A 26289-nucleotide genomic window follows, 5' to 3' on the forward strand; every position below is an offset into this window, starting at 1 on the left:
GCGCTACGGAAAGCGGGTTACGATCCCGCGCCCTGTTCGATCATCGCCGCGATGATGGCCATGGCGCTGTCCGACGACCAATCCGCGTCGCCCATCATGCGCGCGATCTCGTTGCCCTCGCGGTCGAGCAGGACGGTCACCGGCAGGCCCATCACGCCCATCTCGCGGGCCAGCCCCTGTTTCGGGTCCATGAGGATGGGCAGATGTTCGACGCCGATCTCTTCGAAGAACTTTACGATCGCCATTTCCTTGTTGCGGCCCGTGGCCACCGTCACGACCTGAAAATCGTCGCCGCCATATTCCGCCTGAAGTGCATCCAGCATCGGCATCTCATGGCGGCAGGGCGCGCACCATGTCGCCCAGAAGTTCAGAAGCACGACCTTGCCGCGATAGTCGGCCAGCGACACCTCGTTGCCCTCGGTATCGGTAAACGTCGCCGTGCCCGCAGGTTTCGCTTCAGAAAACATGAGCTTCTTCATGTCCCCGTCCTTTAGCGCCTCGATCTGCGCCATGTCCGCAAAGGCGGCGTTTGCACCCAGCATGAGGGCCGCGTATAGCAGCGTTCGAATGTTCATCCGGTTCTCCGAGGCTCTTGTGCCATGACAGACAACAACAAAAAAACCGCTAACGCCATGTGGGGCGGTCGCTTTGCCGCAGGCCCCGACGCGATCATGGAAGCGATCAATGCGTCGATCGGCTACGACAAGCGGCTGGCCCCCCAGGACATCACCGGCTCTCGCGCCCATGCCGCGATGCTCGCGGCGACAGGCATCATTACGGATAACGATGCCGAGGCGATCCGGGAAGGGCTGCTCACGGTACTGTCAGAAATCGAGAACGGCGAGTTCCAGTTTTCGGCGGCGCTCGAAGACATCCACATGAACGTGGAAGCGCGGCTGAAAGAGCTGATCGGCGAACCTGCCGGGCGGCTCCACACCGCGCGTTCGCGCAACGATCAGGTGGCGACCGATTTCCGCCTCTGGGTCCGCGATCAGGTGGACGCGGCCATCGAAGGGCTCGACGCGCTCATCCGAGCTTTTCTGGATCAGGCCGGGGCGGGGGCCGATTGGGTCATGCCCGGCTTCACCCATCTGCAAACCGCGCAGCCGGTCACATGGGGTCATCACATGATGGCCTATGTCGAGATGTTCGCGCGCGACAAATCCCGGTTCGAGGATGCGCGCCGCCGGATGAACGAGTCGCCCTTGGGCGCCGCCGCGCTCGCAGGCACGGGCTTTCCGACCGACCGCCACATGACCGCCGAGGCGCTGGGCTTCGACCGGCCCATGGCCAACTCGCTCGACGCCGTGTCCGACCGCGATCACGCGCTCGAATTCCTGTCGAACGCCACGATCTGCGCCGTCCACCTCAGCCGCTTTTCCGAAGAGCTGGTGATCTGGTCGTCTGCGCAGTTCCGCTTCGTGACCCTGTCCGACCGCTTCTCCACCGGCTCTTCGATCATGCCGCAGAAAAAGAACCCGGACGCCGCCGAACTGATCCGGGCCAAGATCGGGCGGATCATGGGGGCGATGGTGGCACTGTTCACCGTGATGAAGGGCCTGCCGCTCGCCTATTCAAAGGATATGCAGGAAGACAAGGAACAGGTGTTCGACGCCGCCGACAACCTGATGCTGTCGCTTGCCGCGATGACGGGCATGGTCAGCGACCTGACCGCCAATCGCGAGGCGCTGGCCGCCGCCGCATCCTCGGGCTTCTCGACCGCGACCGACCTTGCCGACTGGCTGGTGCGCGAACTGGGCCTGCCGTTCCGCGATGCCCACCACGTCACCGGGTCGCTCGTCGCGATGGCCGAGGGCAAAGGCTGCGACCTGCCGGACCTCACCCTCGCCGACATGCAGACGGTTCACGCGGACATCAACGAAGGCGTGTTCGACGTGCTGACGGTGGAGGCCTCCGTCGCCTCGCGGCAATCCTACGGCGGCACCGCCCCCGTGCGCGTGCGCGAACAGATCGCCCGCTGGCGGGCGGCTCTCGGCTGATCCGGTGGTGCGGGTCTTTACCCCGTGCGCGAAAGCCGCCATTGAACCGCGCATGTTGATACGTGCTCTTCTGACCGCGACGGTCACGCTCTTCGCCTCAGCGGCCCTTGCCGATTGTGAAACCATCACGCTGGACGGCGACACCACGATCGAAGGCGAAGCGCCTGCGGATGGTGCGCTGTGCTACACCTTCGAAACGCTGCCCTCGAACAACCTGTCGATCGAAGTCGTGCGCGGCCAGAACACCGCCGTTTCGGTTCCCGGTTATTACGATGCCCGCTCGGACCGGATGTTCATGGCGGGGCTGCCCAAGACGCTTGAAGTCCGGGTGTTTCAGGTGATGCGCACCGCCGCGCCCGAACCCTTCTCGGTTCTCATCCGGCTGGAACCGCCGGGCAACGGCTGACGCCGAACCGCTCGGGCGATTCGCTTTGCGTGCAGTCCGCGCGCGACACCCGCCCGATACCGTCCCGGATCGGCGCAATTTTCCTGCGTGATCGTGGCGCGCAAAGGTCCGATCGGTCGCATTGCGTTGCCTCGGCGAAAGGATCGAACGGCTGGGCAGATTGCTGCCGGAACCACGCGAAAGTGTCTTTTTCTCAAGGGCTTGAGGAGTAGGCTGGCCGCAGGGGCTGCACGGCCCCGACCCGGATTGCAGGAGAGGAGGCCCGCATGACCGTGTTCCAGCATCTCGATTTCGACGCCCATGAAACGGTGGTGTTTGCCCATGACGAACCGTCCGGGCTGAACGCCATCATCGCCATTCATTCCAGTGCGCTCGGCCCTGCGGCGGGCGGGTGCCGCGTCTGGACCTATCCGACCGAAGGTGCGGCGCTTGCCGACGCGCTGCGCCTGTCGCGCGGCATGACGTTCAAGAACGCCGCCGCCGGGTTGGACCTTGGCGGGGGCAAGGCCGTCATCATGCTGGCCGAGGGGCAGAAGAAGACGCCGGAACTGATGCGGGCCTTCGGGCGTGCGGTCGAGCGGCTGAACGGGGCCTATACCACCGCCGAGGATGTGGGTGTCACGCCCGCCGACATGGCCGAGGTGCGCAGCCAGACCCGCCACGTCGCAGGTCTCGCCACCGGGGCACATGCCAGCGGCGACCCCTCGCCCGTCACGGCGACGGGTGTGTTCCAGTCGATCCGAACGGGCGTGCGCGAGGTGACGGGGCGCGAGGATCTGGCCGGGCTTCATGTCGCGGTGCAGGGCCTGGGTCACGTCGGCACCGCGCTTTGCGACCGGCTTGCCGCCGCCGGGGCGCAGCTCACCGTCGCGGATATCGCGCCGGCCCGCTGTGACGAGGCGCGGGTGCGCTACGGCGCCACCGTCGTGGCCCCGGATCGTATCCATGCCACCGACTGCGATGTCTTTGCCCCCTGTGCGCTGGGCGGGGTTCTGTCCGAAGACACGATCCCCGACCTGCGCGCGCGCCTTGTCGCCGGGGCGGCCAACAACCAGTTGGCGCGCGACGACCTCGATACCGCGCTGGCGGCGCGCGGCATCACCTATCTGCCGGACTTCGTGGTGAACGCGGGCGGCATCATGAACGTCGCCGCCGAAATCGCGGGCGTCGACGATCCGAACTGGGTCAAGGGCAAGCTGGACGGGCTGCAAGAGCGCGTGACCGAGATTCTGCGCCGTGCCAAGTCCTCCGGCAAAACGCCTCAGGCCGTCGCGGTGGAGATGGTGCGGGAGCGGCTTTCGGCGGCAGGCGAAAGATCAGTTGCATCCGAAGCCGCCCCCGTTACGTAATCGGGGCATGTCAAAGCTGCGCCTTGTTTACATGATCCTCGCCATTGTCGGTGCCATCTGGCCGATGTGGCATTTCCTGACCTATCTCACGTCCGAGGGGGCCAGTCTTGGCGGCCTGTTCGCGCAATGGACCCAAGGGCCGGCGGTGACGGGCATGGCCATAGACCTGATGATCGCCGGGTTGACGCTGACGGTGTGGATCATCGCCGAAACGGCGGTGCGCCGGAACTGGTCGGCATTGCTTGCGATCCCCGCCGCGCTGTTCATTGGCGTGTCCTGCGGCTTTCCGCTTTACCTGTTCCTGCGCACCCGGCCCGTCTGAGGGCTGGCGGGGCGCTCTGATGGTCCGTCGGGGGCGGCTGCGTTAACTTTTTGCGGTGCGGCGTGGTGTGTAAGCTTTTGAAAGCAGGTTACATTCACGTATTGAAGTTTCTAGAATCCTAGGATTCTGGTATTCCTGATCTCCGACAGAGCACTCTGACCCGGCACGCGTCCCGTCTGCGGAAAACACCGCAATCGCCCGCGCGCCTTGGCGCGTGAGCGTCGCGTTGGTTAGGGAAGGATCAATCGCAAGCACGCCCTACAAAGACGCAGCCAACCGCGTGCCCTGATCTATGGCGCGTTTGGCGTCGAGTTCCGCCGCCACGTCCGCGCCGCCGATGACATGCGCTGTGATACCCCGTTCCGCCAGCGCATCGGCAAGGCTGCGCTCGCTGACCTGTCCGGCACAGAGCACGATGGTATCCGCCGAGATCACGCGGGGGTCGTCGCGCGTCTCACCGGACGAGACGTGCAGCCCGTCCGCGTCGATGCGCTCGTAGTTCACGCCGCCCACCATCTCGACGCCCTTCATCTTGAGCGAGGCGCGGTGAATCCACCCGGTCGTCTTGCCCAGCCCCTTGCCCAACGCCTTGGCCTTGCGCTGCATCAGCGTGATCTGGCGCGGCGAGGGCACCGGCTGCGGGCCTTCGGGGTCAAGCCCGCCCTCGGCCACGGCGGGATCGGTCACGCCCCATTCCTCGCGCCACAGGTCAAGGTCGAGCGCGGGGCTGGTGCCCTGATGCGACAGGAACTCGGCCACGTCGAACCCAATGCCGCCCGCGCCGATGATCGCGACACGCTCGCCCACCTCGGCCTTGTGCAAAAGCACATCGATGTAGGACAGCACATTTTCGCCGTCCTGCCCGGCGATGCCCGGGTCGCGCGGGGTCACGCCCGTCGCCACGATCACCTCGTCGAAACCGGCGAGGTCGTCGGCGGTGGCCTCGGCCCCCAGCCGCGTCTCGATCTGCCACTTGGCGACCATCGTCTTGAACCAGTCGATCAGCCCTATGAACTCTTCCTTGCCGGGGATCGCGGCGGCCATGTGAAGCTGCCCGCCGATCCGGTCCGCCTTGTCGAAAAGCGTGACCCTGTGACCGCGCTCGGCGGCGGTGAGGGCAGCCGACAAGCCCGCAGGCCCGGCCCCGACGACGGCGATGGACTTGAGCGTGGCCGCAGGCTCCACCACCAGTTCCGTCTCATGGCAGGCGCGCGGGTTCACGAGACAGGAGGTCATCTTGCCCGAGAACGTATGATCCAGACAGGCCTGATTGCAGGCGATGCAGGGCGCGATCTCGTCCGCGCGATCCTCGGCGGCCTTCACCACGAAATCGGCATCCGCGAGGAACGGCCTCGCCATCGACACCATGTCGGCGGCCCCTTCGGACAACAGCTCCTCAGCCACCTCCGGCGTGTTGATCCGGTTCGAGGTGATGACCGGGATCGACACCTTGCCCATCAGCTTCTGCGTGACCCAGGCCCAGCCTGCGCGCGGCACGCTGGTCGCAATTGTCGGCACCCGCGCCTCATGCCAGCCGATGCCGGTGTTGATGATCGTCGCGCCGGCTTTCTCGATCTCCTGCGCCAGCTGAACCACCTCGTCGAAGGTGGAGCCGTTCGGGACGAGGTCGATCATCGACAGGCGGTAGATGATGATGAAGTCGTCGCCCACGGCCTCACGCACCCGGCGCACGATTTCGATCGGCAGGCGGATGCGGTTCTCATACGACCCGCCCCAGCGGTCTTCGCGCTTGTTGGTGTGGGTGACGATGAACTGGTTGATGAAATAGCCCTCGGACCCCATGATCTCGACCCCGTCATAGCCCGCCTCGCGGGCGCGGGTGGCGGAGGTGACGAAATCCGCGATCTGTTTCTCGATCCCCTCTTCGTCCAGCTCCTTGGGCGGGAAGGGAGAAATCGGGGATTTCACCGGGCTCGCCGAGACGCATTTGGGGCCATAGGCATAGCGCCCGGCATGCAGGATCTGCATGGCGATCTTGCCGCCCGCGTCATGCACCCGGTCGGTGACGACCTTGTGGTTCGCGATATCCTCGGGCGTGTAAAGCCCCGCCGCCCCCGGAAACACGCCCCCTTCTTCGTTGGGCGCGATCCCGCCCGTGACCATCAGCGCCGCCCCGCCGCGCGCGCGGGCGGCATAGTATTCCGCGACCCGGTTCCAATCGCCGCGCTCTTCGAGCCCGGTGTGCATGGAGCCCATGAGCACGCGGTTCTTCAGCGTCGTGAAGCCGAGGTCGAGCGGGGCGAGCAGGTGCGGATATTGGGTCATGTAAGGCCTCCCTTTGGTTGGGCGAGGATAGGGACGGCGCGTGCCCTGTCACTCCCCAACGCTGCGTCAGGAGGGATTGCGCCGGGGCTGCGCCCCGTCGCGGTGGCGCCTATGCCGGGCGGCGGGGGAGGAGGGGGGCGTCTGCCCCCCACGCGCGTGCCGCGCGTTCCCCCCGAAGGTTTTTTGAAACAGAGAAGCCCAAGGGGCGTTGCGTGCGTTGCGTTCACCAGAACGCCGCATTTACTTGTTTTTAAAGGGAAACCTTCCCCGCGGGGAAGATCCCGGCCTAGTATTCGATGCCCGCCTGCGCCTTAATGCCGGAGCGGAACGGGTGCTTGACCAGCTCCATTTCCGTGGCGAGGTCGGCAAGCTCGATCAACTCGTCCTTGGCGTTGCGGCCCGTCAGGATCACATGGGTCATCTCGGGCTTTTCGTTGGTCAGAAACTCGACGACCTCGAAGATGTCGATGTAGTCGTAGCGCAGCGCGATGTTGATCTCGTCCAGAAGGACCATGCGGATGTTCGGATCGCGGATCAGCTCTTTCGATTTCTCCCACGCCGCCTGCGCCATTTCGATGTCGCGCGATTTGTCCTGCGTTTCCCAGGTGAAGCCTTCGCCCATGGTGTGGAACTGGCACAGGTCCGAGAAGTTCTGCTCGATCAGGTCGCGTTCGCCCGTGCCCATGCCGCCTTTGATGAACTGCACCACGGCGCAGGGCATCCCGTGGGCGATGGCGCGGAAGATCATGCCGAAGGCCGAGGACGACTTGCCCTTGCCCTTGCCGGTGTGGACGATGACGAGGCCCTTCTCTTCGGTCTTGGTCGCCATGATCTTGTCGCGCGCGGCTTTCTTCTTGGCCATTTTCTGTGCGTGGCGGTCGGTGTCTTCGCTCATGCGGTCCTCCCTCAGATGAACAGTCGGATGATGACGGGGGCGATCAGCGCCGTGAGTATGGCGTTCAGCCCCATGGCGACGCCGGAAAAGGCGCCGGATGTCTGGCTTTCCTGAAACGCGCGGGCGGTGCCGATGCCGTGGCTTGCCGTGCCGAGCGCGAAGCCACGCGCGCGGTCGTCGCGGATGCGCAGGAGGTTCAGGATGGGCGAGGCGATGACGGCCCCGGTGATCCCGGTCAGGATCACGAGCACGGCCGTGAGCGTGGGCGAGCCGCCGATCGCCTCGGCCACGCCCAGCGCCACGGGCGCGGTCGCGGATTTCGGGGCGAGCGAGATCAGGACATCGCCGGACACGCCCAGTGCGTGGGCGATGGCGAGCGCCGACAGAATGGCGACCAGCGACCCGGTGACCAGCGCGGCCAGCATCGGCAGCGCCGAGGCGCGGATGAGTGCGCGGTTGTCGTAAAGCGGGATCGCCAGCGCGACTGTTGCCGGGCCGAGCATGAAATGGACGAACTGTGCGCCTTCGAAATAGATCTCATAGGTCGTGCCGGTCAGGACCAGTACGCCCGCCAGCAGGGCGACCGCGATCAGCACTGGGTTCACCCAAGGCTTTGTGCCCGACAGTTTTTGCAGCCAGGCCCCGAAGAGATAGGCGATCAGCGTCGCGGTCAGCCACAGAAGCGGGCCTTGCGCCAGATAGGACCAGATGTCCGCGAAATCGGTCATCGGCGCGTCACCCGGTCGACGAGGACGAAGACGGTGGCGCCTGCGGCGATGGCCAGCGCGGTCGAGGCGACGATGGCGACGAGAACCGCGACGCTTTGATCCCCGAGGCTGGAGATATGGCGGACGATGCCGACACCAGCCGGGACGAAGAGCAGCGACAGATGCGCGAGCAGCCCGCGCGCCGTGTCCGCGAGCATCGCGTGAAGCGGCGGCCAGACGAGGAACGTCAGGAACAGGGCGGCGAACCCCAGCACGGGTCCGGGCAGGCTGAGACCCAAGGCGCGCGCGGTGACTTCACCGGCGAGTTGGTATCCCAGCAGGATGGCAATGGCTCGGATCATCGGGTCCCCGTTCGCGCGTCCGCCGATGGTAGCCGCGGCAGGGCCGAGCGCAACCGCACAAACGAAACGGGGCGAGCTTGCGGCCCGCCCCGTTTTGGTGATCGCGGTCGGTTACTCGGCGGGCACGGCGGCGGCCGTGGTGCGCCCGAAGTGCTGGCGGTTCAGGCGGAACACCAGCCAGACCATCGACCACTGGAAGGCGAGCGCGATGGCGATGACGACCCAGTAGGCGACCGAGAACTTGTCGACGATCCCGGCGGCGACCAGACCCTTGTGCAGGAAGAACTGCGTGAGCACCGAGATCGCCACGCCGGGGCAGACCAGCGCGTAGGAGCCGGGCGAGGTCTTGGAGCCGAAGACGAAGTCCTTGAAGTATTCCTCGCGCTTGAGGACGACGAGGCCGAGACCGAGGAACATGACCTGCACCGACACGAGGCGGGCGAGGAAGATCATGGTTTCGGCGGCACTCGTATGGCTTTCGAACGTGGTGTGCATCCCGTGGTCCTGGCGCAGGAACATGATGCCGAGAATGGTCATCAGCGGGATCAGGATCATCAGCGTGGGTGCCGATTCCTTGGCGGTGCCGTAGTGCAGCATCGAGTTGAACGCGGTGAACAGCGCCACGGCGGCGTAGATGATCGCGACGGTCGAGAAGAAGGTCGAGCCGATCAGCGCCACGCCGACGACGAGCGCATTGGTCGACATCGCGGCCGGGGCGGCGAGGCCGACGGCGACCATCGCCAGCGCGAAGGTCGGCAGCATCTGGGCGAAGCTGTTATGCGCCGTCACGTCGAACAGCCCGCCCTTGGTCAGCACGCGGCCAAGGAAATCGCCGATGATCGACAGGGCGAAGATCCCGATGGCGAGGAAGGCAGCCATGGCAAAGGGGAAGAGGATCTCGACGATGCTCCACAACCCCGGCACGAAGACGAGGCCGACGATGAACAGCCCGTTCACCGACATGGCAAGCGCCAGCGGATAGGCGAGCAGGGTGGTTTCGGCGTTGGAATTGCGCAGCTTCTGGTAGCCTTCGGTTTTGCGGAAGCGGTTGAAGGCCGAGATGTTCCAGAACAACTTTTGAAGATTGATGAAGGCGAAGACCGCAATGCCGGCCATCGCGATGATGATGGCGGTCTTGAGCGGTGCGCCCCCGGTCGAGAAGGCGGCCATGATGTCCTCGAAGATCGGGACGGGACGGCCCGGGTGCGGCACCCAGAACATCAGGTACATGAAGAACGTGACCGAAAGGCCACCGGCCCCGACGGAGGCGAGGAAGTAGAGCGGCGAGTAATTGTCCGCTGGACGGTTCGTTTGCATGGCAGATCCCTTCAAATTCACGAATTGGAATATGTTGTAAGTGAAACGATCCGGGAGAGGGCTGTGACAAGGTGATGCAGGGGCAGGCGGGGCGTTGTTAACGGCGCATTAACCAAGACACGGTTTGATGGCGTCATGCGGATACTGTTTCTTCTCACGGCCCTCGCGCTCATCGGCTGCAACAGCCCCAGCCCGCGGTTCATGGATTCGCCTCATGTCGAGGTGGAAGTGGACGGCAGCCGGTTCTCGGTCTGGCGCGACGGTGACCGGGTGGAGGTGATCCGGACTTCGCCGGAAGTGCTGCCCCGGTTGTCGGTCGTGCTCGCCCGCGCCGAGGTGGCGATCCAACGGGCGACCGGGTGTCAGGTCTGGTCCGGGAGCCTGAAAGGCGATCAGGCCGTCGTGACCGCACGATTGGCCTGTGGCTGACCTGTCCGAAAGGTGCCGCGCACGGCGCGGCGCATGGTCAGCTCAGAACCGCCGATGGCGGCTCTGAGCGGCGTGCCTCCGGCGGGGATATTTCGGGACCGGAAAGAGCTAGAGCCGTTTTTCGAAGGTGATCGAGGTCGGGCGGGTATAGCCCGGATGGCCCGTGACGGCGATCTTGGTGAAACCCAAATGGCGGAACGTGGTGTGGTTTTCGGTGAGTTCGATGCGCGACTGGAGCGTGAGGCGGTCGAAACCGAGCGCGCGGGCGCGGGTTTCGGCATGGGCGACGAGGGCGCGGCCATGGCCTTTGCGCCGGGCCGTAGCGGCGACGGCGAGTTTGCCGAGGTAGAGCGCGGGGGCGTCGGGGGTCAGGAAAATGCAGGCTTCGGGGCGTGCTGGTTCGCCAAGCGTCCAGATCTCGCCGGTCGCGATCTGGTCGCGGATGCTTTCGGTCGTGAGCCGGGTCATGGAGGAGGGCGGGTCGATCCGGCCCTCCATATAGGCGAAGCTTTCGCGGATCAGGGCGAGGAGGGCGGTGGGATCGTCCCCGTCCTGCATCCGGCGGGGTGTCATGCCAGCGACTCGAGCAGCGCACGGGCGGAGTTGGAGCGAGGGGTCCAGAGGCCACGCTCCATCGCCTCGGACAGGCGCTGGGCGATTTCCGCAAGGGCAGGGGCGTTGTGGCGTTCGATGAAGGCGCGGGTGTCTTCGTCTTCGAGAAAGGCCGAGTGGACGAGGTCGAAGTGGTGGCTTTTGACCGCGCCGGTGGTGGCGGCGAAGGCGAAGAGGTAATCGACCGTGGCGGCGATTTCGAACGCGCCTTTGTAGCCGTGGCGTTTCACGCCGTCGATCCACTTGGGGTTCACGACGCGGGAGCGGACGACGCGGCCGATTTCTTCGTCCAACGTGCGGATCACGGGGCGTTCGGGGCGGGAATGGTCGTTGTGGAAGACCGGGCGGTCGCGGCCCTGCAGGGTCGAGACGGCCGCCGCCGCGCCCCCTTCGAACTGGTAGTAATCGTCGCTGTCCAAGAGGTCGTGTTCGCGGTTGTCCTGATTCTGGACGATGGCTTCGGTCTGGCTCAGGCGTTGTTCCAGCCCTTCGCGGTCGCGCGTTCCGGTGGCGTCGGCGCCGTAGGCGTAGCCGCCCCAGTCAAGATAGGCGTCGGCGAGGTCGGCTTTCCGTTCCCACAGCTTTTCGTCGATCATGGCTTGCAGGCCCGCGCCGTAAGCGCCGGGTTTCGAGCCATAGACGCGCGACTGCGCCTCGCCTGCGCGGGCGCGGGCGGCGGCGGGGTTGTCGTCGGCAGGCTCATCAAGGTTCTGGACGGCGCGGGCGGCGCTATCGACCAGAGCGATGAGCGAGGGGAAGGCGTCGCGGAAGAAGCCGGAGACGCGGAGTGTGACGTCGACGCGGGGGCGGCCCAAGGCGGTCGAGGGTATGATTTCGAACCCGGTGACGCGGCGGTTGGCGGCGTCCCATGTCGGTTTCACCCCCATGAGGGCGAGGGCCTGTGCGATGTCGTCGCCGCCGGTGCGCATGTTGGCGGTGCCCCAAGCCGTGACGAGCATTGTGCGGGGCCAGTCGCCGTGGGTCTGGAGGTATTTGTCGATCAGCAGGCTCGCCGATTTCCACCCCAGTGCCCATGCGGTGGGCGTTGGGACCGCGCGGCTGTCGACCGAGAAGAAGTTGCCGCCGGTGGGGAGCGTGTCGAGCCGCCCGCGCGTGGGCGCGCCGGAGGGTTTGGGGGCGACGAACCGGCCTGCGAGGGCGGTAAGGAGGCCGGTGCCTTCGTTCGGGCCGCAGATGGTGACGGCGGGGCGGACGGTGGTTTCGATTTCGTCCATGACGGCGCCGCTCATCGGTCCCGGCGGGATCGCTTCGCCGTCGATGAGGCGGGTGGCGAAGTCTTCGAGCCGCTCCACCGTGTCGCCATTGGTGCGCCATGTGCCGCCGGCCAGCGCCTCGGGGCGGGGGCCGGTCCACGGGACCGCCATGTCGCAGTCGAGCGGGTCGAAACTCATCCCGAAGTCGGTGGCCAGCGCGCGGATGAGCGAAGCGTTCGGCCCCTTGCCGTCGCCGCGCGGGACGCGGACAAGGGCCTGCACCAGGTCACGCTGGAGCCGCCCTTCGGGGGACTGGCCGAAGACGTGCAGCCCGTCGCGTATTTGCGCTTCCTTGAGTTCGCAGAGATAGGCGTCGAGCTTGGCGAGGTCGGTGTCTTCATCCTCGCCCGACATGCCGACATCGGCGACGAGCCCGGTGGCGGCGGTGAGGGTCAGGATCTCGCGCCGCAGATGGTCGATGCGCCGGGGATCGACGCCCGCGGCCTCGTAATATTCATCCACCAGCGCCTCGAGGTCTTTCAAGGGGCCATAGGTTTCGGCACGGGTGAGCGGCGGGGTCAGGTGGTCGATGATGACCGCCTGTGTGCGCCGTTTGGCCTGCGTGCCTTCGCCGGGGTCGTTCACGATGAACGGGTAGATGTGGGGCATCGGGCCGAGCACGGCCTCGGGCAGGCAGGTTTCGGACAGGGCCAGCGCCTTGCCGGGGAGCCATTCGAGGTTGCCGTGCTTGCCCATATGGACGATGGCGTTCGATCGGTGCACGTCGCGCAGCCAGATGTAGAAGGCGAGGTATCCGTGGGGCGGGACCAGATCGGGCGAGTGGTAGGTGTCGGTCGGGTCGATGTTGTAGCCGCGCGCGGGCTGGAGGCCGACGACGACGTTGCCGAACGTCAGCACCGAGAGCTTGAAGCGCCCACAATCGACCTCCCCCGGTTCGAAGAACGGGTCCGCCTCGGGGCGGCCCCAGCGTTCTTCGATGCGCTGGCGCACCTCCCACGGAAGTTGACCATAGGCGATCTGGTATTCCGCCATCGAAAGGTCGACCCCCCCGGTGCGCGCGACCCGGTCGGTGAGCCAGTTCGTCGGTCCGGCCATGATCGACTGCATGAGCGTGTCGCTGTCGGCGGGGGCATTCTCGACGCGGTAGCTTGCGGAGGCGAGCAGGTTCAGCGCGTGGACCGTGGCCGCAGGCGTGTCGAGGCCGACTCCGTTCGCGAGCCGCCCGTCCTTGTTCGGATAGTTGGCGAGGACCAGCGCGACCCGGCGCTCGGGCGCGGGGGTGGCGCGCAGGGTCGCCCAGTTGGCGGCGAGGCGGGCGACGAAATCGATCCGGTCGCCTTGGGCGCGGTAGGTGGCGATGGCGCATTGGGTGGCATCGTCGTAGTACGCTTCGCCCTTGAAGCTGATCGCGCGGGTCAGGACGCGCCCGTCGACCTCGGGCAGCGCCACGTTCATCGCGATGTCGCGGGCGGAGAGGCCGTTCAGGCCCTCGGCCCAGGCCTCTTCGGAACTGGCGGAAAGGACGACCTGAAACACCGGGGCGGCGTTGGCGGCCTGCATCGCCAGGGGGTTTTCCGGGCTGTCGTCGCCTGCATGCGGGCTGCCGACGGCGAAGGAGGTGGCGTTCAGGATGACGCTGGGCGAGGCCTCGGTGAAAAGGTGTTCGAGGGTCGCGGTCGAGACTGGGTCTTTCAGCGATGCGACGAAGATGGGGAGCGGGTTCAGGCCCTGGCGCAGGAGCGCCTTGACCATGCGGTTGATCGGGTTGAGGCCCGCGCCTTGCACCAATGCGCGGTAGAAGATGAGGGGGACGACGGGCGCATCCGGGTTCCACATCTCGCGGATGGTGGCGAGGTCCGAGACACCCGCGCCGGGCCAGTAGACGCCTGCACGCAGGAGCGGGCTGGCCGGGGCCGGTTTCTCGCCGCCGTCGAGCATCGCGCGGGCATAGGCGAGGAAGTTGGTCGCGTTCTGCGGCCCGCCCTCGACGAGATAGGCCCAGAGCGCGGCGTAGTCTTCGTCCGAGACGGTCGAGAGCGCGGCGAGTTCGGCGTCGGGCTTGTCATCGCCGGGGAGAAGCGCGAGGGGCACGCCCGCCTCGGCCATGTGGGCCGCGTATTGCTCGGCCCCGTAGCGCCAGTAGCCAGTGCCGCCGAGCACTCGGGCGATCACCAGCCGGGACTGCTTCGCGCAGGTGTCGATGTGCAAGTCCACCGACATCGGGTGATTGAGATGCGTGAGGTTCGCGAGACGCAGGGAGGGAGGCGCGTCCATTTCCGCGCGCGCCTCGGACAGGGCGGCAAGCTCGGTATCGGCGGCGGAGATGAACACCACGTCGGCAGGCGTCTGGCCCAGATCGACGGCGTCCTTGCCATCGTCGATCTGGCCGGGGGTCGCGGCGAGGAGGTGCATCAGTCCAGAACCTTGGTCATGAACAGGCTGATCCCGTCGTCCTCGTAGTCACCGAACGCGCCGGAGCGTTTGAAGCCCTGACGTTCGTAGAGCCGGACGGCGGCGGCGAGTTCTTCGCCGGTCTCCAGATGCAGCACCGGCAGCTTTTCCTCGCGTGCCGTGTCTTCGATCATGCGGAGCAGCGCCGCGCCCACGCCTTTGCCGCGCGCGGCGTCCGAGGTGAACATGGCTTTCACTTCGCCGTAGCCGTCACGGATGGCCAGCGCACCTACGCCCAGCACCGTGTCGCCTTCGCGCGCGGCGAAAAAGCGGATGTCGGGGGCCGCGAGCGCCTCGGTCGGCAAAGCGTGGTTGTTTTCCGGCGCGTAGGTTTCCGCCTGCAACGCCTGCGCCTTCGCCAGAAGGGCCGAGGGCGCAGGGTCGAGCGGGTTCGCCGGTTCGACGATCAGCATCAGGCCTGAAGCGCGGCCTCGATCCGCGCACGGTCGAGCCCGGTCTGGCCGATCACGACGAGCCGAGTGGCGCGAGGTGAAGCGCCGAAGGGCTGGTCGAAATAGGTGTCGACGCGCGGCCCGACCGCTTGCAGCGTCAGGCGCATCGGCTTGCCCTGAACGGCCGCGAAGCCCTTGAGCCGCAGGATGCCGTTCTGGCGGATCACGTCTGCGACCTGCTCGGCAAAGGCCTTGGGGTCCGCGATTTCGCCGCGCTCGACAACGAACGACTCGAACTCGTCATGGCCGTGATCGTGCTCATGGTCGTGGTGATGATCGTCGTCGTGGTGGTCATCGTCATGGTGGTGATGATGATGGACCTCGTGCCGTCCCTCCATGCTGGTCTCGGCCGCGGCGCCCTGACCCAGAAGCACCTCGATCGGGAGGAGACCCATGGAGGTCTTGACCACCTGCACGCCCTTACGCGCTTCGCCCGACAATTTGCCGGTGAGGGCTGTCGCCTCATCCTCGCCCAGAAGGTCGATCTTGTTCACGACGATCATGTCGGCGCAGGCGATCTGATCCTCGAACAGCTCGGACAGCGGGGTTTCGTGGTCGAGGTTCTCGTCGGCGCGGCGCTGGGCTTCGACCGCTTCGAGGTTCGCGGCGAACACGCCCTCGGACACGGCCTTGCCGTCGACCACCGTCACGACGCCATCGACCGTTACGCGGGTCGAAATCTCGGGCCACTGAAACGCGCGGACCAAGGGTTGCGGCAGAGCGAGGCCGGAGGTTTCGATGACGATGTGGTCGGGGGGCGTGTCGCGGTCGAGAAGCTTTTCCAGCGTCGGCACGAAATCTTCGGCCACGGTGCAGCAGATGCAGCCGTTCGACAGCTCCATCACATCATCCTCGGTGCAGGTCTCGTCCCCACAGCCCTTGAGGATGTCGCCGTCGACCCCGAGGTCACCGAATTCGTTGATGATAAGCGCGATCCGCTTGCCGTTCGCGTTTTGGAGCATGTTGCGGATCAGCGTGGTCTTGCCAGCGCCGAGGAAGCCGGTGACGACGGTGGCGGGAATCTTGGCACGCATGGCGGTCTCCGATATGGGGCGTTAGGGGCTTGTCGCCCGAAACGGCGTGGAAGGAAAGGGTATGGCAGGGCGCGTGGCCGTCTGCATCGGGTGCGATGGGGGCACGGCCTTGGCCGATGCGCTTGGCACGAAGATGGAGGTGGAGCGGGCGCATTGCATGAATGCCTGCGCCCGTCCGGTATGCCTGTCCGTGCGCCAGGAGGGCAAGGCGGCATACCTTTTTGGGGATGTGGATCCCTCGCTCGTCGGTGAGGTCGAGATGTTCTTGGGCCTGTATGACGCGGCGAAGAAGGGGATCATCACCGACGCCCGCGCGCTGGAACGGTTGAGGTTCAAGCTCATCGGGCGCATCCCGGCCTAGTCGTCCTGTCCGGCGAAGTACCCGGCGATGGTGCCGAGCACGACCCAACCCACCGCAGCGAAACCGAGCGAACGGGTGGCGAAATGAGCCGCCAATTCCGGGGCCGCGACACCGTAATAGGTGTCGAGATGCGGCGCGCCGATCACGTGGGGCAAGAGCAGCAGCACGATGGCTGCGCCGATCGCCCAGACCTGCGGCACGAAGGCGATGAGCCAGAGTGCCAGCGCGGTGACGACGATGGTGCCGCTCCACCAGATCTGACGCGGCAGCACTTCGGGCGCGATGGTGCCGGGCAGTTCCGGCGGCAGGCCGATGGCGGGCGCCAGTTGCACGGCGACGAAGCCTGCGACCCCCCAGACGATCCCGCGGCGCGCGTCGACCTTGTGCCCCTGCCGCAAGGCCAGCGCCATGAACCCGGACAGGATCAGCGCATAGGCGGTGTAACTGACCACGTCGAAGGTCACCGTCATCAGGTGGCGCGACCAGTCGTTGCCCAGACCCGGCGTGCCGGAGGGGCTTTGCGGACTGCCCGCACCGAAATGAACCCGCGCCCCGGTTTCGTAAAGCTCGCCTTCCAGAATGTACGGGATGACGAACGCGAATTGCAGCGCCGCGGCGGTAACGCCGGACGCGACACCGGCGATCAACGCGCCGGTCAGCAGTTTCTTAAGCATGGAAGATCAGCTGCCTCAGTGGCAGGGGAACGCCATTGCGTGACGCTGATCGTGGGCCGCGTCGTGCAGCACGGTCGCCTGCGCGTAACCGGCGGCGAAAAGCAGAACCGCGCCGAATGCCAGTACGGCGAAGATCGCGCCCAGACGGGTGTCGGCCTGAACGGCGGTATTTTGGATGGTCTTGGTCGTCATGTCGTGGTCCCTCTTTGGCCCGTCTCCCCGACGGGTGGGGTTTCGTTTCACATGGCAGGTCTCCTGGCTTTGCGGGTCGTCGCGCTTCGCCACCTTCCCGAGCCGAGGCTCAGTGGTATCCGGCGGGCGCTCGCCGCGTCACAGTCGCGGGGGCGGCTGCGGCTGAAGGCTCCGGTTTGGATCACCCCTCCGCATTCCCATATTCTCCCTTGGCGCTTTGCGCCGTGTCGGGAACCATGCCTTATCCTTGTGGCGCGGCGGATGGGGGCGGGTCAAGCGCGATCATCGTTGCGGCGTCGCCGTGACGCGCCGGATGCCGCTAGAGGCCGATGCTGCGTCGGTTTTTCTCCGTGTCTTCCATCACGTGCCAAACCGTGACCGCGTCTTCGATCACTTCCACCCGCCAAAGCGCGGGACCGGCGAGGCGCGGGTCGTCGCAGACCGAATGTCCGCGAATCATCGCATGCGCCCCTTCCGCGTGGATATCCTCGAACACGTTCTTGTAGCCGGGAAAGGTGGCGAAGAACCCGCGCCAGGCGGCCAATACGTCGTCCTTCCCGCGCACTTCGTGTCCGGCCGGGTCGATGAACACGTGATCCGGCGCGAAAAGGGCGCCGAGCGCGCCGAGGTCGGCCCGCGTGATCGCGTCATTGAAGGCGATGAGGGTCTCGCTGGTTGTCATGCACCGAGTTTACCACAGGTCGCTGTGTCAGGTTTGTGACAATATCTTGTGGATAACCCGCTCACGCCTGCCATATCCTGCGCTCCTGCGTTGACTCCGCGCTGCGGCGTCGGGATCATGCCGGGATAACCCGGAATCAGGATCCGCTCCCCGTGCAGTTCACCCGCCTGCGCCTCAATGGCTTCAAAAGCTTCGTCGACCCGACCGATCTGGTGATCGCGAACGGGCTTACGGGCGTCGTCGGCCCGAACGGCTGCGGCAAGTCGAACCTGCTCGAAGCTTTGCGCTGGGTCATGGGCGAAAACCGCGCCAAGGCGATGCGCGGCGACGGGATGGAGGATGTGATCTTCGCGGGCACCTCGTCACGCGGGGCGCGTAACTTTGCCGAGGTCGTGCTTCAGATCGACAATTCGGAACGTCTGGCCCCGTCCGGGTTCAACGAGACGGATATGCTCGAAATCGTGCGCCGGATCACGCGGGATGCGGGCTCGGCCTACAAGGTGAACACCAAGGACGTGCGCGCGCGTGACGTGCAGATGTTGTTCGCCGATGCTTCGACGGGCGCGCATTCGCCCGCGCTGGTGCGGCAGGGGCAGATATCGGAACTCATCAACGCCAAGCCCAAGAACCGCCGCCGGATTCTGGAAGAGGCGGCGGGGATTTCGGGGCTGTATCAGCGCCGTCACGAGGCGGAGCTGAAGCTCAAGAGCACCGAACAGAACCTTGCCCGTGTCGATGACGTGATCGAACAACTGGCGACCCAATTGGGGCAACTTGCCCGGCAGGCGAAACAGGCGCAGCGGTATCGCGAGATCGGGTCGCAGCTTCGCACCTCCGAAGGTCTGCTGCTCTATCGCCGCTGGAAAGAGGCGGATGAAGCGCGGGCCAAGGCGCAGGAAGCCTTGACCGACATGGTGCGCGCCGCCGCCGCCGCCGAGGGCGCGGCCCGCTCGTCCGCCAAGGCGCGGGTCGAGGCCGAGGACAAGCTGCCGCCCAAGCGCGAGGAAGAGGCGATCGCCGCCGCCGTGCTGCAACGCCTGACCGTGTCGCGCGATCAGTTGACCGAGCAGGAGGAACAGGCCGCGCGACGGATCGAGACGCTGACGAACCGGATCGAACAGCTCACCCGCGACATGGAGCGCGAGGAATCGCTGAACAAGGACGCGGGCGAGACCATCGAACGGCTCGAATGGGAGCGCGGTGAGTTGGCCAAGGCGTCCGAGGGGCACGAGGGGCGGCTGGAAGAGGCCGCCGATGCCGCCCGCGACGCCAAGCGGGTGCTGGGCGAGCGCGAGGATGCGTTGAGCCAGTTGACCGAAGATGTCGCGCGGTTGGCTGCCCGGCACCAGTCGGCGCACCGGCTGCTGGACGATTCGAAAAAGACGCTGGAGAAATCCGAGGGCGAGGCAGAACGCGCGCGGGCGGCCGTCACCTCGGCCAAAGCCGCGCTCGACGCGGCGAAGCTGGCGTTCTCGGAAGCCGACTATGCCCAGACGCAGGCGACCCAGATGGCCGAGGCCGCCGAGGCCGCGCTGGTCGATGCCGACGAGGCGCGGGCCGCGGCGCAGGGGCGCGAGGCGGATGCGCGGGCTGAACGATCCGAGGCCGAGGGCGAAGTGAATGCGCTACGCGCCGAGGTCATGGCGCTGGCCAAGGTGATCGAACGCGACACTGCCGAGGGCGGTCAGGTGCTCGACCTCGTGCGGGTGAAAAAGGGCTATGAAGCCGCGCTTGGTGCGGCGCTGTCCGACGATCTGCGCGCGCCTGCTGTGGACGACCCCGAGGCGTCGGGCTGGCTGACCCTGCCCGGCTATTCGGACGCGCAGACCTTGCCCGAAGGCGTTGCGGCGCTGACCAACTACGTCACCGTACCCGAGGTTTTGGGGCGGCGCATGTCGCAGGTCGGGCTGGTTGAAGCAGAAGATGCCGCGCGTCTGCAACCGCTTCTGCGCCCCGGTCAGCGGCTGGTCACGATCGAGGGCGATCTGTGGCGGTGGGATGGCTACCGTGTCGCGGCCGAAGACGCGCCGTCGGCGGCGGCGCTGCGTCTGCAACAGATGAACCGGCTCGAAGAACTCAAGCAGGATCTGGAGCGCGCCCAGTCGCGCGCCGATGGGGCCATGCGGGCGCATGAGGCGCTGCGCGAGGAGCTGACACGTGCGACCGAGGCCGACAAGGCTGCGCGCGAGGCCCGTCGCGATGCCGACCGGGCCGTAGCCGACGCCAACCGGGCGCAGTCGCGGGCCGAAGCGGATCGTAACATCGCGGAAGGCAAGCTCGAGAACATGACGCTGGCCGTCACCCGGCACGAGGACGAAGCCGCCGGGGCGCGTGCACGTCTGACCGAGGCCGAGAAGGCGGTCAAGGATCTGCCGAACCTCGACGATGCCCGCGCCGAGGTCGAAGACACCAAGATGACCGTCGAAGCCGCGCGGATGACGATGATGTCCAAGCGGTCCGCTCATGACGAGGTCAAGCGCGAGGGCGAGGCGCGGGTGAAGCGGTCGCAGGAAGTGACCAAGGAAATCTCCGGCTGGAAGCACCGTCTGGAGACCGCGGGCAAGCGGATCGCGGAACTCGGCGAGCGCAAGGCGGCGTCGGAAGTCGAGTTGAAGGACGCGCGCTCGGCGCCCGAGGAACTCGCCGCGAAACGAGACGAGCTGTCGCGCCAAGTCGCCGAGGCCGAAGCGCGCCGCGCCAAGGCGCAGGATGCACTGTCGGCGGCGGAATCGGCGCTTCGTGAGGCGCAGATGGCGGAACGCGATGCCGAACGCGAGGCGGGCGAGGCGCGCGAAGCACGGGCGCGGGCCGAGGCACGGGTGGACGGAGCCAAGGAAACCGTCGCTTATGCGGTCGAGCGCATTCAGGACGAGATGGAGACGACGCCCGAGCAGCTTCTTGAAAGCCTCGACGTGGTGCCGGACCAAATGCCGTCGTCCGAGCAGATCGAAGCCGATGTGAACCGCCTGAAACGTCAGCGCGATGCGCTGGGCGCGGTGAACCTGCGTGCCGAGGAAGACGCCAAGGAAGTGCAGGTCGAGCACGATACGCTGGTCAGCGAAAAGTCCGATCTGGAAGAGGCCATCGGCAAGCTGCGCCACGGTATCGCATCGCTGAACCGCGAGGGGCGCGAGCGGCTGCTGACGGCGTTCGAGCAGGTGAACGAGAACTTCGGCACACTTTTCACGCATCTTTTCGGGGGCGGCGAGGCGAACCTCGTTCTCGTGGAATCCGACGACCCGCTCGAAGCCGGGCTTGAGATCATGTGCCAGCCGCCGGGCAAGAAGCTGTCGACCCTGAGCCTTCTGTCGGGCGGCGAGCAGACTCTGACCGCGCTTGCCCTGATCTTCGCCGTGTTCCTTGCCAACCCCGCGCCGATCTGTGTGCTGGACGAGGTGGACGCGCCGCTCGACGATGCGAACGTGACGCGCTTCTGCGATCTGCTGGACGAGATGACGCGCAAGGCCGACACTCGCTTCCTCATCATCACCCACCACGCGGTGACGATGAGCCGGATGGATCGCCTGTTCGGCGTCACCATGCAGGAGCAGGGCGTCAGCCAGCTTGTCAGCGTCGATCTGAAGAAAGCCGAGGCGCTGGTCGCCTGATCCGGTTTGCGATGTAGCGATTCCCCGCTAAGCTGCCTGTAAAGGGCATTCAGGGAGAGCGTTATGTCACGCAAAGTCATTGCGGCCGTCTTGGCCATTCTTGCAGCGCCGGCACTGGCACAGGAACAGAAGTCGCTGGAATCCAAGCCGCTCGACGCGCCCGCGTCGGTTCAGGCGCCGATGTCGGACCGCGTGATCGCCTCGGACCCGCAGACCTTCGTGGCCTTCTTCGAAGATGCTGGGATGCCGGCCCGACTGACCGAAGACACGGTGGGCGATCCGCTCGTCGAATATCGGTCGAACGGCGACAAGATGAGCCTGTTCTTCTATGACTGCGAGGATAACGTCGACTGTCAGGCGGTGCAGTTCTACGCGGGCTACCGGGCCGAGAACGTGACGCTCGAAACGATCAATTCGTGGAACACCGACCGCCGCTTCGTCCGGTCCTACCTGACAGACGAGGGCGTCGCGCGGATCGAGATGGATGTGGCGACCAGCAACGACGGTCTCAGCACCGGCGATTTCGACGCGCTGCTCGAATTGTGGCTCGACAGCGTGGTGCTGTTCGAGGACCACATCAAATGGTGATGGTTATCGCCATCTGAACCATTGGGAGATCATCCTCCAACCGTCGCGACACTTCGCGGCGACTGGTGGTGATGGCACTGGACGAACAACGATTTCGAAAATGGATGGTGACACTGGCAGCGGCTTCGCTGTTGCTCGCATTCATCCGCCTCTGGATCGGCCAGCAAGCTGAAATAGAGAAGCCCCGCAGAGTAGCAGCTCTGCGGGGCCGTTTTTTCGGTGATAACACTGAAAACACTTTCCGATTGCTTCAGTGAATACCACGTTTCTTGATTTTCTGGAAACGCGCGCCCGCCAATATGGTCAAAGTGCGTTCAGCAGCGCCGCCGTGGGCCAAGCATCCGCCGGAAGGCCGAGACGCACCTGTTCGGCCTGAACCGCCGCGCGGGTGCCGGAACCCAGAATGCCGTCGATCTTGCCCACGTCGTGACCGCGCGCCTGCAATTTCTGCTGAAGCGCCTTCATCTGGCCGCCCGAAAGGCCCGGTTCGGGGTTGCCCGCGTCGTAGACCGGGGCGCCTTCGAGCCGGGTGGCGAAATAGGCGGCGGTGAGGACGTAGGTGAAGCTCTGGTTCCACTCGAAATAGACGTCGAAGTTGGGATAGGCGATAAAGGCAGGCCCTTTCCGCCCCTGCGGCAGGATGATCTTTCCGGGCAGGTTGGTCGCAAGCTGACCGTTGCGGGCCTGCACGCCCATCTGCTGCCACTGGCTCGTGGGCAGGCTGTTGTCGGTGCCAGTCTTGGACCAGTCGAGGTTGTCGGGCACGATGACCTCTTGCAACCACGGCTCGTTGGGGCGCCAGCCGAGGTTCGACAGCATGTGACCGCCGGACATGAGCGCGTCGGGGGCAGAGGTTTTCAGCCGGACGTGCCCGTCGCCGTCACCATCGACACCAGCCTCGATGATGTCGGCGGGCAGCATCTGGACCATGCCGATCTCGCCCGCCCAAGCGCCCGTGGTGCCCGTGGGGGAAAAGTCGCCATGCGTGTAAAGTTCGAGCGCGGCCAAGACCTGCGGCTGGAACAGGCCGGGGCGGCGGCAGTCGTGGCTGAGGGTCATCAGCGAGTTGAGCGTGTTGAAGTCACCCTGAAAGCCGCCGAAATCGGTCTCGAACGCCCAGAAGGCGGTCAGCACCCCCCGGCTCACGCCATACCGGCTTTCGATCTGGTCGAAGATCGCATCGTAACGCTGCATGTTGGCCTGACCGTTCTGCATCCGGTTGGCCGAGATCAGCGAGCGCGAGAAGTCGATGAAGGTCTTCTGGAAAAAGCCCTGCCCGCGATCCGCGTTCAGCGTCGCGCCGTCCTGACGGGCCGAGGCGAAGAACTGGTCGACGGTGCCGCGATCATACCCCCGGCTGACCGCCAGTTCTTTCATCCGGCCCACGAAGTCCGACCACGATCCGCCGCATTGGATCAGCGGGGCGGGGATCGCCTGCGCGGATGCGCTGACGGGAAGAGAAAGCGCAAGGGCTGCGGCGGCGAGAAAGGTCTTCATTCGAAACTCCGGAATCTTGGTCTCTGCGACCCTAGCAAACCGGGCTCACCAGACAACCGCGATGATGAACACGAGAACGAGAAGGGCGACCCATGCGCGCCAAAGCACCGACACGGCGCGGTCGATCTCGGGCGCGCCGATGTCGCGTTCGCCGTGTTCGTTGACGAAGGGGAAATCGCGCCGCGCGCCCTCGTAGCTGCGCGGCCCGGACAGCGCCACATCAAGGCTTACGGCCATCGCGGCTTCGGGCCAGCCCGCGTTGGGCGAACGGTGCAGGGGCGCATCGGCGGCGATGGTGGCCCAGCCGCCGGGGCGGTGATTGATGAGGAAGATGAGGCCAGCGGAAATCCGCGCGGGAATCCAGTTCAGCACGTCGTCCAGCCGCGCGGCGGCCTTGCCGAACTGTTCGTGGCGCGGGGTGCGGTAGCCGATCATACTGTCGGCGGTGTTCACCATCTTGTAGGCCAACAGGCCGGGAAGGCCCGCTACGAGGAACCAGAAGGCAGGGGCCACGACCCCGTCAGAGAAATTCTCGGCCCCGCTTTCGATCGCGGCGCGGGCGACATCGGCATCGTCCATGTCCGTGATGTCGCGGCCCACGATCTGCGCCACGGCGCGTTTGCCCTCACCCAGCGACCGGGTGAGGGCGTCGGCCACCGCCTCGACATGATCGACGAGCGAGCGGTGGGCGAGGAGGATCGCGGCGACGAGCGCCTCGACCAGCCAGCCGATCTGGCCGAGCATCCAGCCCAGCGTGGCGGCGAGGCCCGCGAGCGCGGCGATGGTGACCGCGCCGGTCATCAGCCGCCCCTTGCCCGCGTTCAGCTTGTCGTCGCACCAGCCGACCGCGCGACCCATGAGAACGGCAGGATGCGGAACGCGCCCCCAGATCTCCTCCGGCTCACCCGCCACGGCGTCGATCAGCAGGGCGAGGATCAGGACGGCGGCGAAGCTCACAACGCGGCCTCCAATCGGTCCCAGCCGTGCTCGGGTGGGAGACCCAAGCGCATCCACCGGGGTTCGTAGGGAAACACGCGGGTCCAGACGTGGGATTTGGCGAGCCGGTCCTGCCACGCTGCCGCGTCGCCCACATCGTAGAGCCGGAAAAGCGCGGTGCCGCCCACGACCTCGGCCCCTTTGGCCTGCATCATGGCGTCGAGGCGGGCGACGTCGACGTGAAGCCGCTGGCGCGTGCGGTTGGCCCAGTCCATGTCTTCGAGTGCGGCGCGGCCAGCGATCAGCGCGGGGCCGGAGACGGGCCACGGGCCGAGCATGTCGCGCAAGCGGTCGATCAACGCTGGGTCGCCGATGGCGAAACCCAACCGCAGACCTGCAAGACCCCAGAATTTCCCGAGCGATTTCAGAATGAGGGTGCCGGGTTCGGTGGCCTTGCCGCGCACGTGGGTGTTGCCCAGAGCGATGTCGCAAAAGCTTTCGTCGATCACGGTGAGTGTGCGGGGGTCGGGGTCGTCACCGCTCCACAGCATGCCCGTCGGGTTGTTCGGATGGACGACGACGCGGGCCTCGGCGGGGCCGGAGCGCACAACCTCCCACCCTGCGATGTCGAAGGCGGCGGCGTGTTCGTTGTAGGTGCGTTCCGCGATCTGCACGCGGGCCTTGGGCGCCAGTGCCGGGATGCGCGCGATCAGGGCGGAGGCGCCGGGGGCGGCCAGAACGGCGGCACCGGCCGGGACCATCCAGAAGTCGCGCGCGGCGGCTTCCAGCGCGTCCATCGCGGCGCGGTCGGGCAGGGCCTGCCAGGCTTCGGCGGGGATGGGGGGGAGCGGGTAGGGCCGGGGGTTGATGCCGGTCGACAGGTCGATCCAATCCGCGCGGGTGCCGCCGAACCGGGCAATGGCGGCATCGAGACCGCCGCCGTGATCGCGCGGCGTGGTCATTCGCCCTCGGGCAGAGGGGGATGGCGGGTGACGAAGTGCCCCTTCACCGCGACCGGCCATGTCCGATAGGGCACCTGCCCGGTTTCGCTTTCCGAATGCAGAACGGCCCAGTCCACGATGCCCTGCGCCGCCTCGTCCGTGGGCTCGAACCGCCCGAGCGTGTAGTTCAGCTTCCCTGCGGCCTGCACCGCGACGTTGCAGGAGTGATCGCATCCCATCAGGCAACTCGTGCGCCGAACGCGCAGCGCGGTGCCGCGGGCGGCGGCTTCGACCAGTTCGGAAAGCGCCTGCCCGTCGGTGCGCTCGACCCCCTTCGCGGCCCAGTCTTCGCGTTTGCAGGTGTCGCAGATGGTGATCCAGGTCGGTGTCATGGCGGTCCTTTCGCGCCCCGCATGAAACCCAAATCGGCCCCGAAAGCAATGGGATCGGGCCGTTATCCAAGTTTATCGGGTCAGGTTTCCAAACCCGTAGGGAAACGTTAATTTCCCGTGGTGATGCGCATGGTGTAGAGTGAGGTTACACACGCAACCGGAAAGCGAGTGAAGCCGAGTGATTCTTTGGATGTCCTGATCGTAGAAACGGATCCGGATCTTGGACGCCTTTGGCAAAGGCATCTGGAACGGGAAGGGGCGAGGGTGACCTTGACCCAGACGGCCGAGGCCGGATTCGACCGCCTGCGCGAAGGGCATGTCGACATGATCGTCGCGGACCTCGACCTGCCGGGGTCGGGCGCGATGGCCGTGGCGGATTACGCCGCTTACCGGCATCCGGCCGCCAAGGTCGTGTTCGTCACAGCGTCGTCCTTTTTCTCGGACGGGCTGGTGTTTTCGATGAGCCCCAATGCCTGCGCCTTCCTGCCGTCCAAGACCCCGCCCGAGGACCTTGCGACCATCGTGTCACATCACGGCGACAGGGTGGCCAAGCACTGACAC

The 26289-nt window shown here is 66.1% G+C and carries 27 protein-coding genes and 1 riboswitch; of the genes, 10 read left to right on the forward strand and 17 right to left on the reverse strand.

Annotated features, from left to right (window positions below; all coding sequences use genetic code 11):
• Window positions 1-17 precede the first annotated feature (17 nt).
• Window positions 18-575, reverse strand: coding sequence for a TlpA family protein disulfide reductase (locus HOY44_RS11780; protein ID WP_287434850.1), 558 nt, complete (start codon window positions 573-575; stop codon window positions 18-20).
• 24 nt (window positions 576-599) lie between these two features.
• On the opposite strand from HOY44_RS11780, the gene argH reads away from it, so the two are divergent.
• The 4 genes from argH (at window position 600) to HOY44_RS11800 (ending at window position 4077) form a co-directional block, all read left to right on the forward strand.
• Window positions 600-2000, forward strand: a complete 1401-nt coding sequence (argH, locus tag HOY44_RS11785; protein WP_287434851.1) for an argininosuccinate lyase — start codon at window positions 600-602, stop codon at window positions 1998-2000.
• A gap of 52 nt (window positions 2001-2052) precedes the next feature.
• Entirely contained in the window at window positions 2053-2406 is a 354-nt protein-coding gene (locus tag HOY44_RS11790) for a hypothetical protein (protein ID WP_287434852.1), read from the forward strand.
• A 266-nt stretch (window positions 2407-2672) separates the two neighbouring features.
• Window positions 2673-3755 (forward strand): Leu/Phe/Val dehydrogenase, encoded by a 1083-nt coding sequence (locus tag HOY44_RS11795; protein ID WP_287434853.1) that lies wholly within the window; start codon window positions 2673-2675, stop codon window positions 3753-3755.
• A 7-nt stretch (window positions 3756-3762) separates the two neighbouring features.
• On the forward strand, window positions 3763-4077 hold the full coding sequence (locus HOY44_RS11800) for a DUF2834 domain-containing protein (protein ID WP_287434854.1): 315 nt from the start codon (window positions 3763-3765) through the stop codon (window positions 4075-4077).
• Between the two features lie 258 nt (window positions 4078-4335).
• On the opposite strand, the gene HOY44_RS11805 is transcribed toward HOY44_RS11800, so the two are convergent.
• The 5 genes from HOY44_RS11805 to HOY44_RS11825 form a co-directional block, all read right to left on the reverse strand.
• Window positions 4336-6363: an FAD-dependent oxidoreductase gene (locus tag HOY44_RS11805; RefSeq protein WP_287434855.1), complete on the reverse strand. Its 2028-nt coding sequence runs from the start codon at window positions 6361-6363 to the stop codon at window positions 4336-4338.
• A gap of 286 nt (window positions 6364-6649) precedes the next feature.
• On the reverse strand, window positions 6650-7258 hold the full coding sequence (gene cobO / locus HOY44_RS11810) for a cob(I)yrinic acid a,c-diamide adenosyltransferase (RefSeq protein WP_287434856.1): 609 nt from the start codon (window positions 7256-7258) through the stop codon (window positions 6650-6652).
• 11 nt (window positions 7259-7269) lie between these two features.
• Entirely contained in the window at window positions 7270-7986 is a 717-nt protein-coding gene (locus tag HOY44_RS11815) for an LrgB family protein (protein ID WP_287434857.1), read from the reverse strand.
• Window positions 7983-8327 (reverse strand): CidA/LrgA family protein, encoded by a 345-nt coding sequence (locus tag HOY44_RS11820; protein ID WP_287434858.1) that lies wholly within the window; start codon window positions 8325-8327, stop codon window positions 7983-7985. Before HOY44_RS11820 ends, HOY44_RS11815 begins: the two co-directional genes overlap by 4 nt.
• Before the next feature lie 111 nt (window positions 8328-8438).
• On the reverse strand, window positions 8439-9644 hold the full coding sequence (locus HOY44_RS11825; RefSeq protein ID WP_287434859.1) for a TsoY family (seleno)protein: 1206 nt from the start codon (window positions 9642-9644) through the stop codon (window positions 8439-8441).
• Between the two features lie 135 nt (window positions 9645-9779).
• Here HOY44_RS11825 and HOY44_RS11830 point away from each other — a divergent pair, with 135 nt between their 5' ends.
• Window positions 9780-10073 carry a hypothetical protein gene (locus HOY44_RS11830; RefSeq protein WP_287434860.1) on the forward strand — a complete coding sequence of 98 codons (294 nt, stop codon included), beginning with the start codon at window positions 9780-9782 and terminating at the stop codon, window positions 10071-10073.
• 108 nt (window positions 10074-10181) lie between these two features.
• Here HOY44_RS11830 and HOY44_RS11835 read toward each other — a convergent pair whose 3' ends face one another.
• The 4 genes from HOY44_RS11835 to cobW are packed head-to-tail and all read right to left on the reverse strand — an operon-like array spanning window position 10182 to window position 15857.
• The gene (locus tag HOY44_RS11835) at window positions 10182-10646 is read right to left on the reverse strand and encodes a GNAT family N-acetyltransferase (protein ID WP_040884771.1); all 465 of its coding nucleotides are present in this window, start codon (window positions 10644-10646) and stop codon (window positions 10182-10184) included.
• Window positions 10643-14332, reverse strand: coding sequence for a cobaltochelatase subunit CobN (cobN, locus tag HOY44_RS11840; protein WP_287434861.1), 3690 nt, complete (start codon window positions 14330-14332; stop codon window positions 10643-10645). Before cobN ends, HOY44_RS11835 begins: the two co-directional genes overlap by 4 nt.
• Complete coding sequence (locus HOY44_RS11845; protein ID WP_287434862.1) at window positions 14332-14784, reverse strand: GNAT family N-acetyltransferase; 453 nt, start codon at window positions 14782-14784, stop codon at window positions 14332-14334. The genes cobN and HOY44_RS11845 overlap by 1 nt, the downstream gene beginning before the upstream one ends.
• Window positions 14784-15857, reverse strand: coding sequence for a cobalamin biosynthesis protein CobW (gene cobW / locus HOY44_RS11850; protein WP_287434863.1), 1074 nt, complete (start codon window positions 15855-15857; stop codon window positions 14784-14786). Before cobW ends, HOY44_RS11845 begins: the two co-directional genes overlap by 1 nt.
• Before the next feature lie 61 nt (window positions 15858-15918).
• Here cobW and HOY44_RS11855 point away from each other — a divergent pair, with 61 nt between their 5' ends.
• Window positions 15919-16218, forward strand: a complete 300-nt coding sequence (locus HOY44_RS11855; protein ID WP_287434864.1) for a DUF1636 family protein — start codon at window positions 15919-15921, stop codon at window positions 16216-16218.
• On the opposite strand, the gene HOY44_RS11860 is transcribed toward HOY44_RS11855, so the two are convergent.
• The 3 genes from HOY44_RS11860 to HOY44_RS11870 all read right to left on the reverse strand — a co-directional run bounded on the left by HOY44_RS11860 (window position 16215) and on the right by HOY44_RS11870 (window position 17766).
• Window positions 16215-16892 carry a CbtA family protein gene (locus HOY44_RS11860; protein WP_287434865.1) on the reverse strand — a complete coding sequence of 226 codons (678 nt, stop codon included), beginning with the start codon at window positions 16890-16892 and terminating at the stop codon, window positions 16215-16217. The two genes, HOY44_RS11855 and HOY44_RS11860, sit on opposite strands and share 4 nt — an antisense overlap.
• Before the next feature lie 15 nt (window positions 16893-16907).
• Complete coding sequence (locus HOY44_RS11865) at window positions 16908-17084, reverse strand: CbtB domain-containing protein (protein WP_287434866.1); 177 nt, start codon at window positions 17082-17084, stop codon at window positions 16908-16910.
• Window positions 17085-17120: 36 nt separating this feature from the next.
• A riboswitch (cobalamin riboswitch) is annotated at window positions 17121-17338 on the reverse strand.
• 65 nt (window positions 17339-17403) lie between these two features.
• The gene (locus tag HOY44_RS11870; RefSeq protein ID WP_287434867.1) at window positions 17404-17766 is read right to left on the reverse strand and encodes a nuclear transport factor 2 family protein; all 363 of its coding nucleotides are present in this window, start codon (window positions 17764-17766) and stop codon (window positions 17404-17406) included.
• Between the two features lie 152 nt (window positions 17767-17918).
• Here HOY44_RS11870 and smc point away from each other — a divergent pair, with 152 nt between their 5' ends.
• The 3 genes from smc to HOY44_RS11885 all read left to right on the forward strand — a co-directional run bounded on the left by smc (window position 17919) and on the right by HOY44_RS11885 (window position 22219).
• Complete coding sequence (smc, locus tag HOY44_RS11875; RefSeq protein ID WP_287434868.1) at window positions 17919-21374, forward strand: chromosome segregation protein SMC; 3456 nt, start codon at window positions 17919-17921, stop codon at window positions 21372-21374.
• A 63-nt stretch (window positions 21375-21437) separates the two neighbouring features.
• Window positions 21438-21962: a YbjN domain-containing protein gene (locus tag HOY44_RS11880; protein ID WP_008331659.1), complete on the forward strand. Its 525-nt coding sequence runs from the start codon at window positions 21438-21440 to the stop codon at window positions 21960-21962.
• Between the two features lie 71 nt (window positions 21963-22033).
• Window positions 22034-22219, forward strand: a complete 186-nt coding sequence (locus tag HOY44_RS11885; protein WP_287434869.1) for a hypothetical protein — start codon at window positions 22034-22036, stop codon at window positions 22217-22219.
• Between the two features lie 46 nt (window positions 22220-22265).
• Here the strand turns inward: HOY44_RS11885 and HOY44_RS11890 are convergent, their stop codons facing one another.
• The 4 genes from HOY44_RS11890 to HOY44_RS11905 are packed head-to-tail and all read right to left on the reverse strand — an operon-like array spanning window position 22266 to window position 25728.
• On the reverse strand, window positions 22266-23459 hold the full coding sequence (locus tag HOY44_RS11890; RefSeq protein ID WP_138424521.1) for a lytic murein transglycosylase: 1194 nt from the start codon (window positions 23457-23459) through the stop codon (window positions 22266-22268).
• A 45-nt stretch (window positions 23460-23504) separates the two neighbouring features.
• Entirely contained in the window at window positions 23505-24416 is a 912-nt protein-coding gene (gene cbiB / locus HOY44_RS11895) for an adenosylcobinamide-phosphate synthase CbiB (RefSeq protein ID WP_287434870.1), read from the reverse strand.
• On the reverse strand, window positions 24413-25357 hold the full coding sequence (locus HOY44_RS11900; RefSeq protein WP_138424519.1) for a threonine-phosphate decarboxylase: 945 nt from the start codon (window positions 25355-25357) through the stop codon (window positions 24413-24415). The genes cbiB and HOY44_RS11900 overlap by 4 nt, the downstream gene beginning before the upstream one ends.
• Window positions 25354-25728, reverse strand: a complete 375-nt coding sequence (locus tag HOY44_RS11905; RefSeq protein WP_287434871.1) for a DUF1636 family protein — start codon at window positions 25726-25728, stop codon at window positions 25354-25356. The genes HOY44_RS11900 and HOY44_RS11905 overlap by 4 nt, the downstream gene beginning before the upstream one ends.
• A 168-nt stretch (window positions 25729-25896) precedes the next feature.
• On the opposite strand from HOY44_RS11905, the gene HOY44_RS11910 reads away from it, so the two are divergent.
• On the forward strand, window positions 25897-26286 hold the full coding sequence (locus tag HOY44_RS11910) for a response regulator (RefSeq protein WP_328591404.1): 390 nt from the start codon (window positions 25897-25899) through the stop codon (window positions 26284-26286).
• Window positions 26287-26289: the final 3 nt, after the last annotated feature.

The sequence above is a fragment of the Maritimibacter sp. genome (assembly GCF_016774595.1).
Taxonomy (GTDB): domain Bacteria; phylum Pseudomonadota; class Alphaproteobacteria; order Rhodobacterales; family Rhodobacteraceae; genus Maritimibacter; species Maritimibacter alkaliphilus.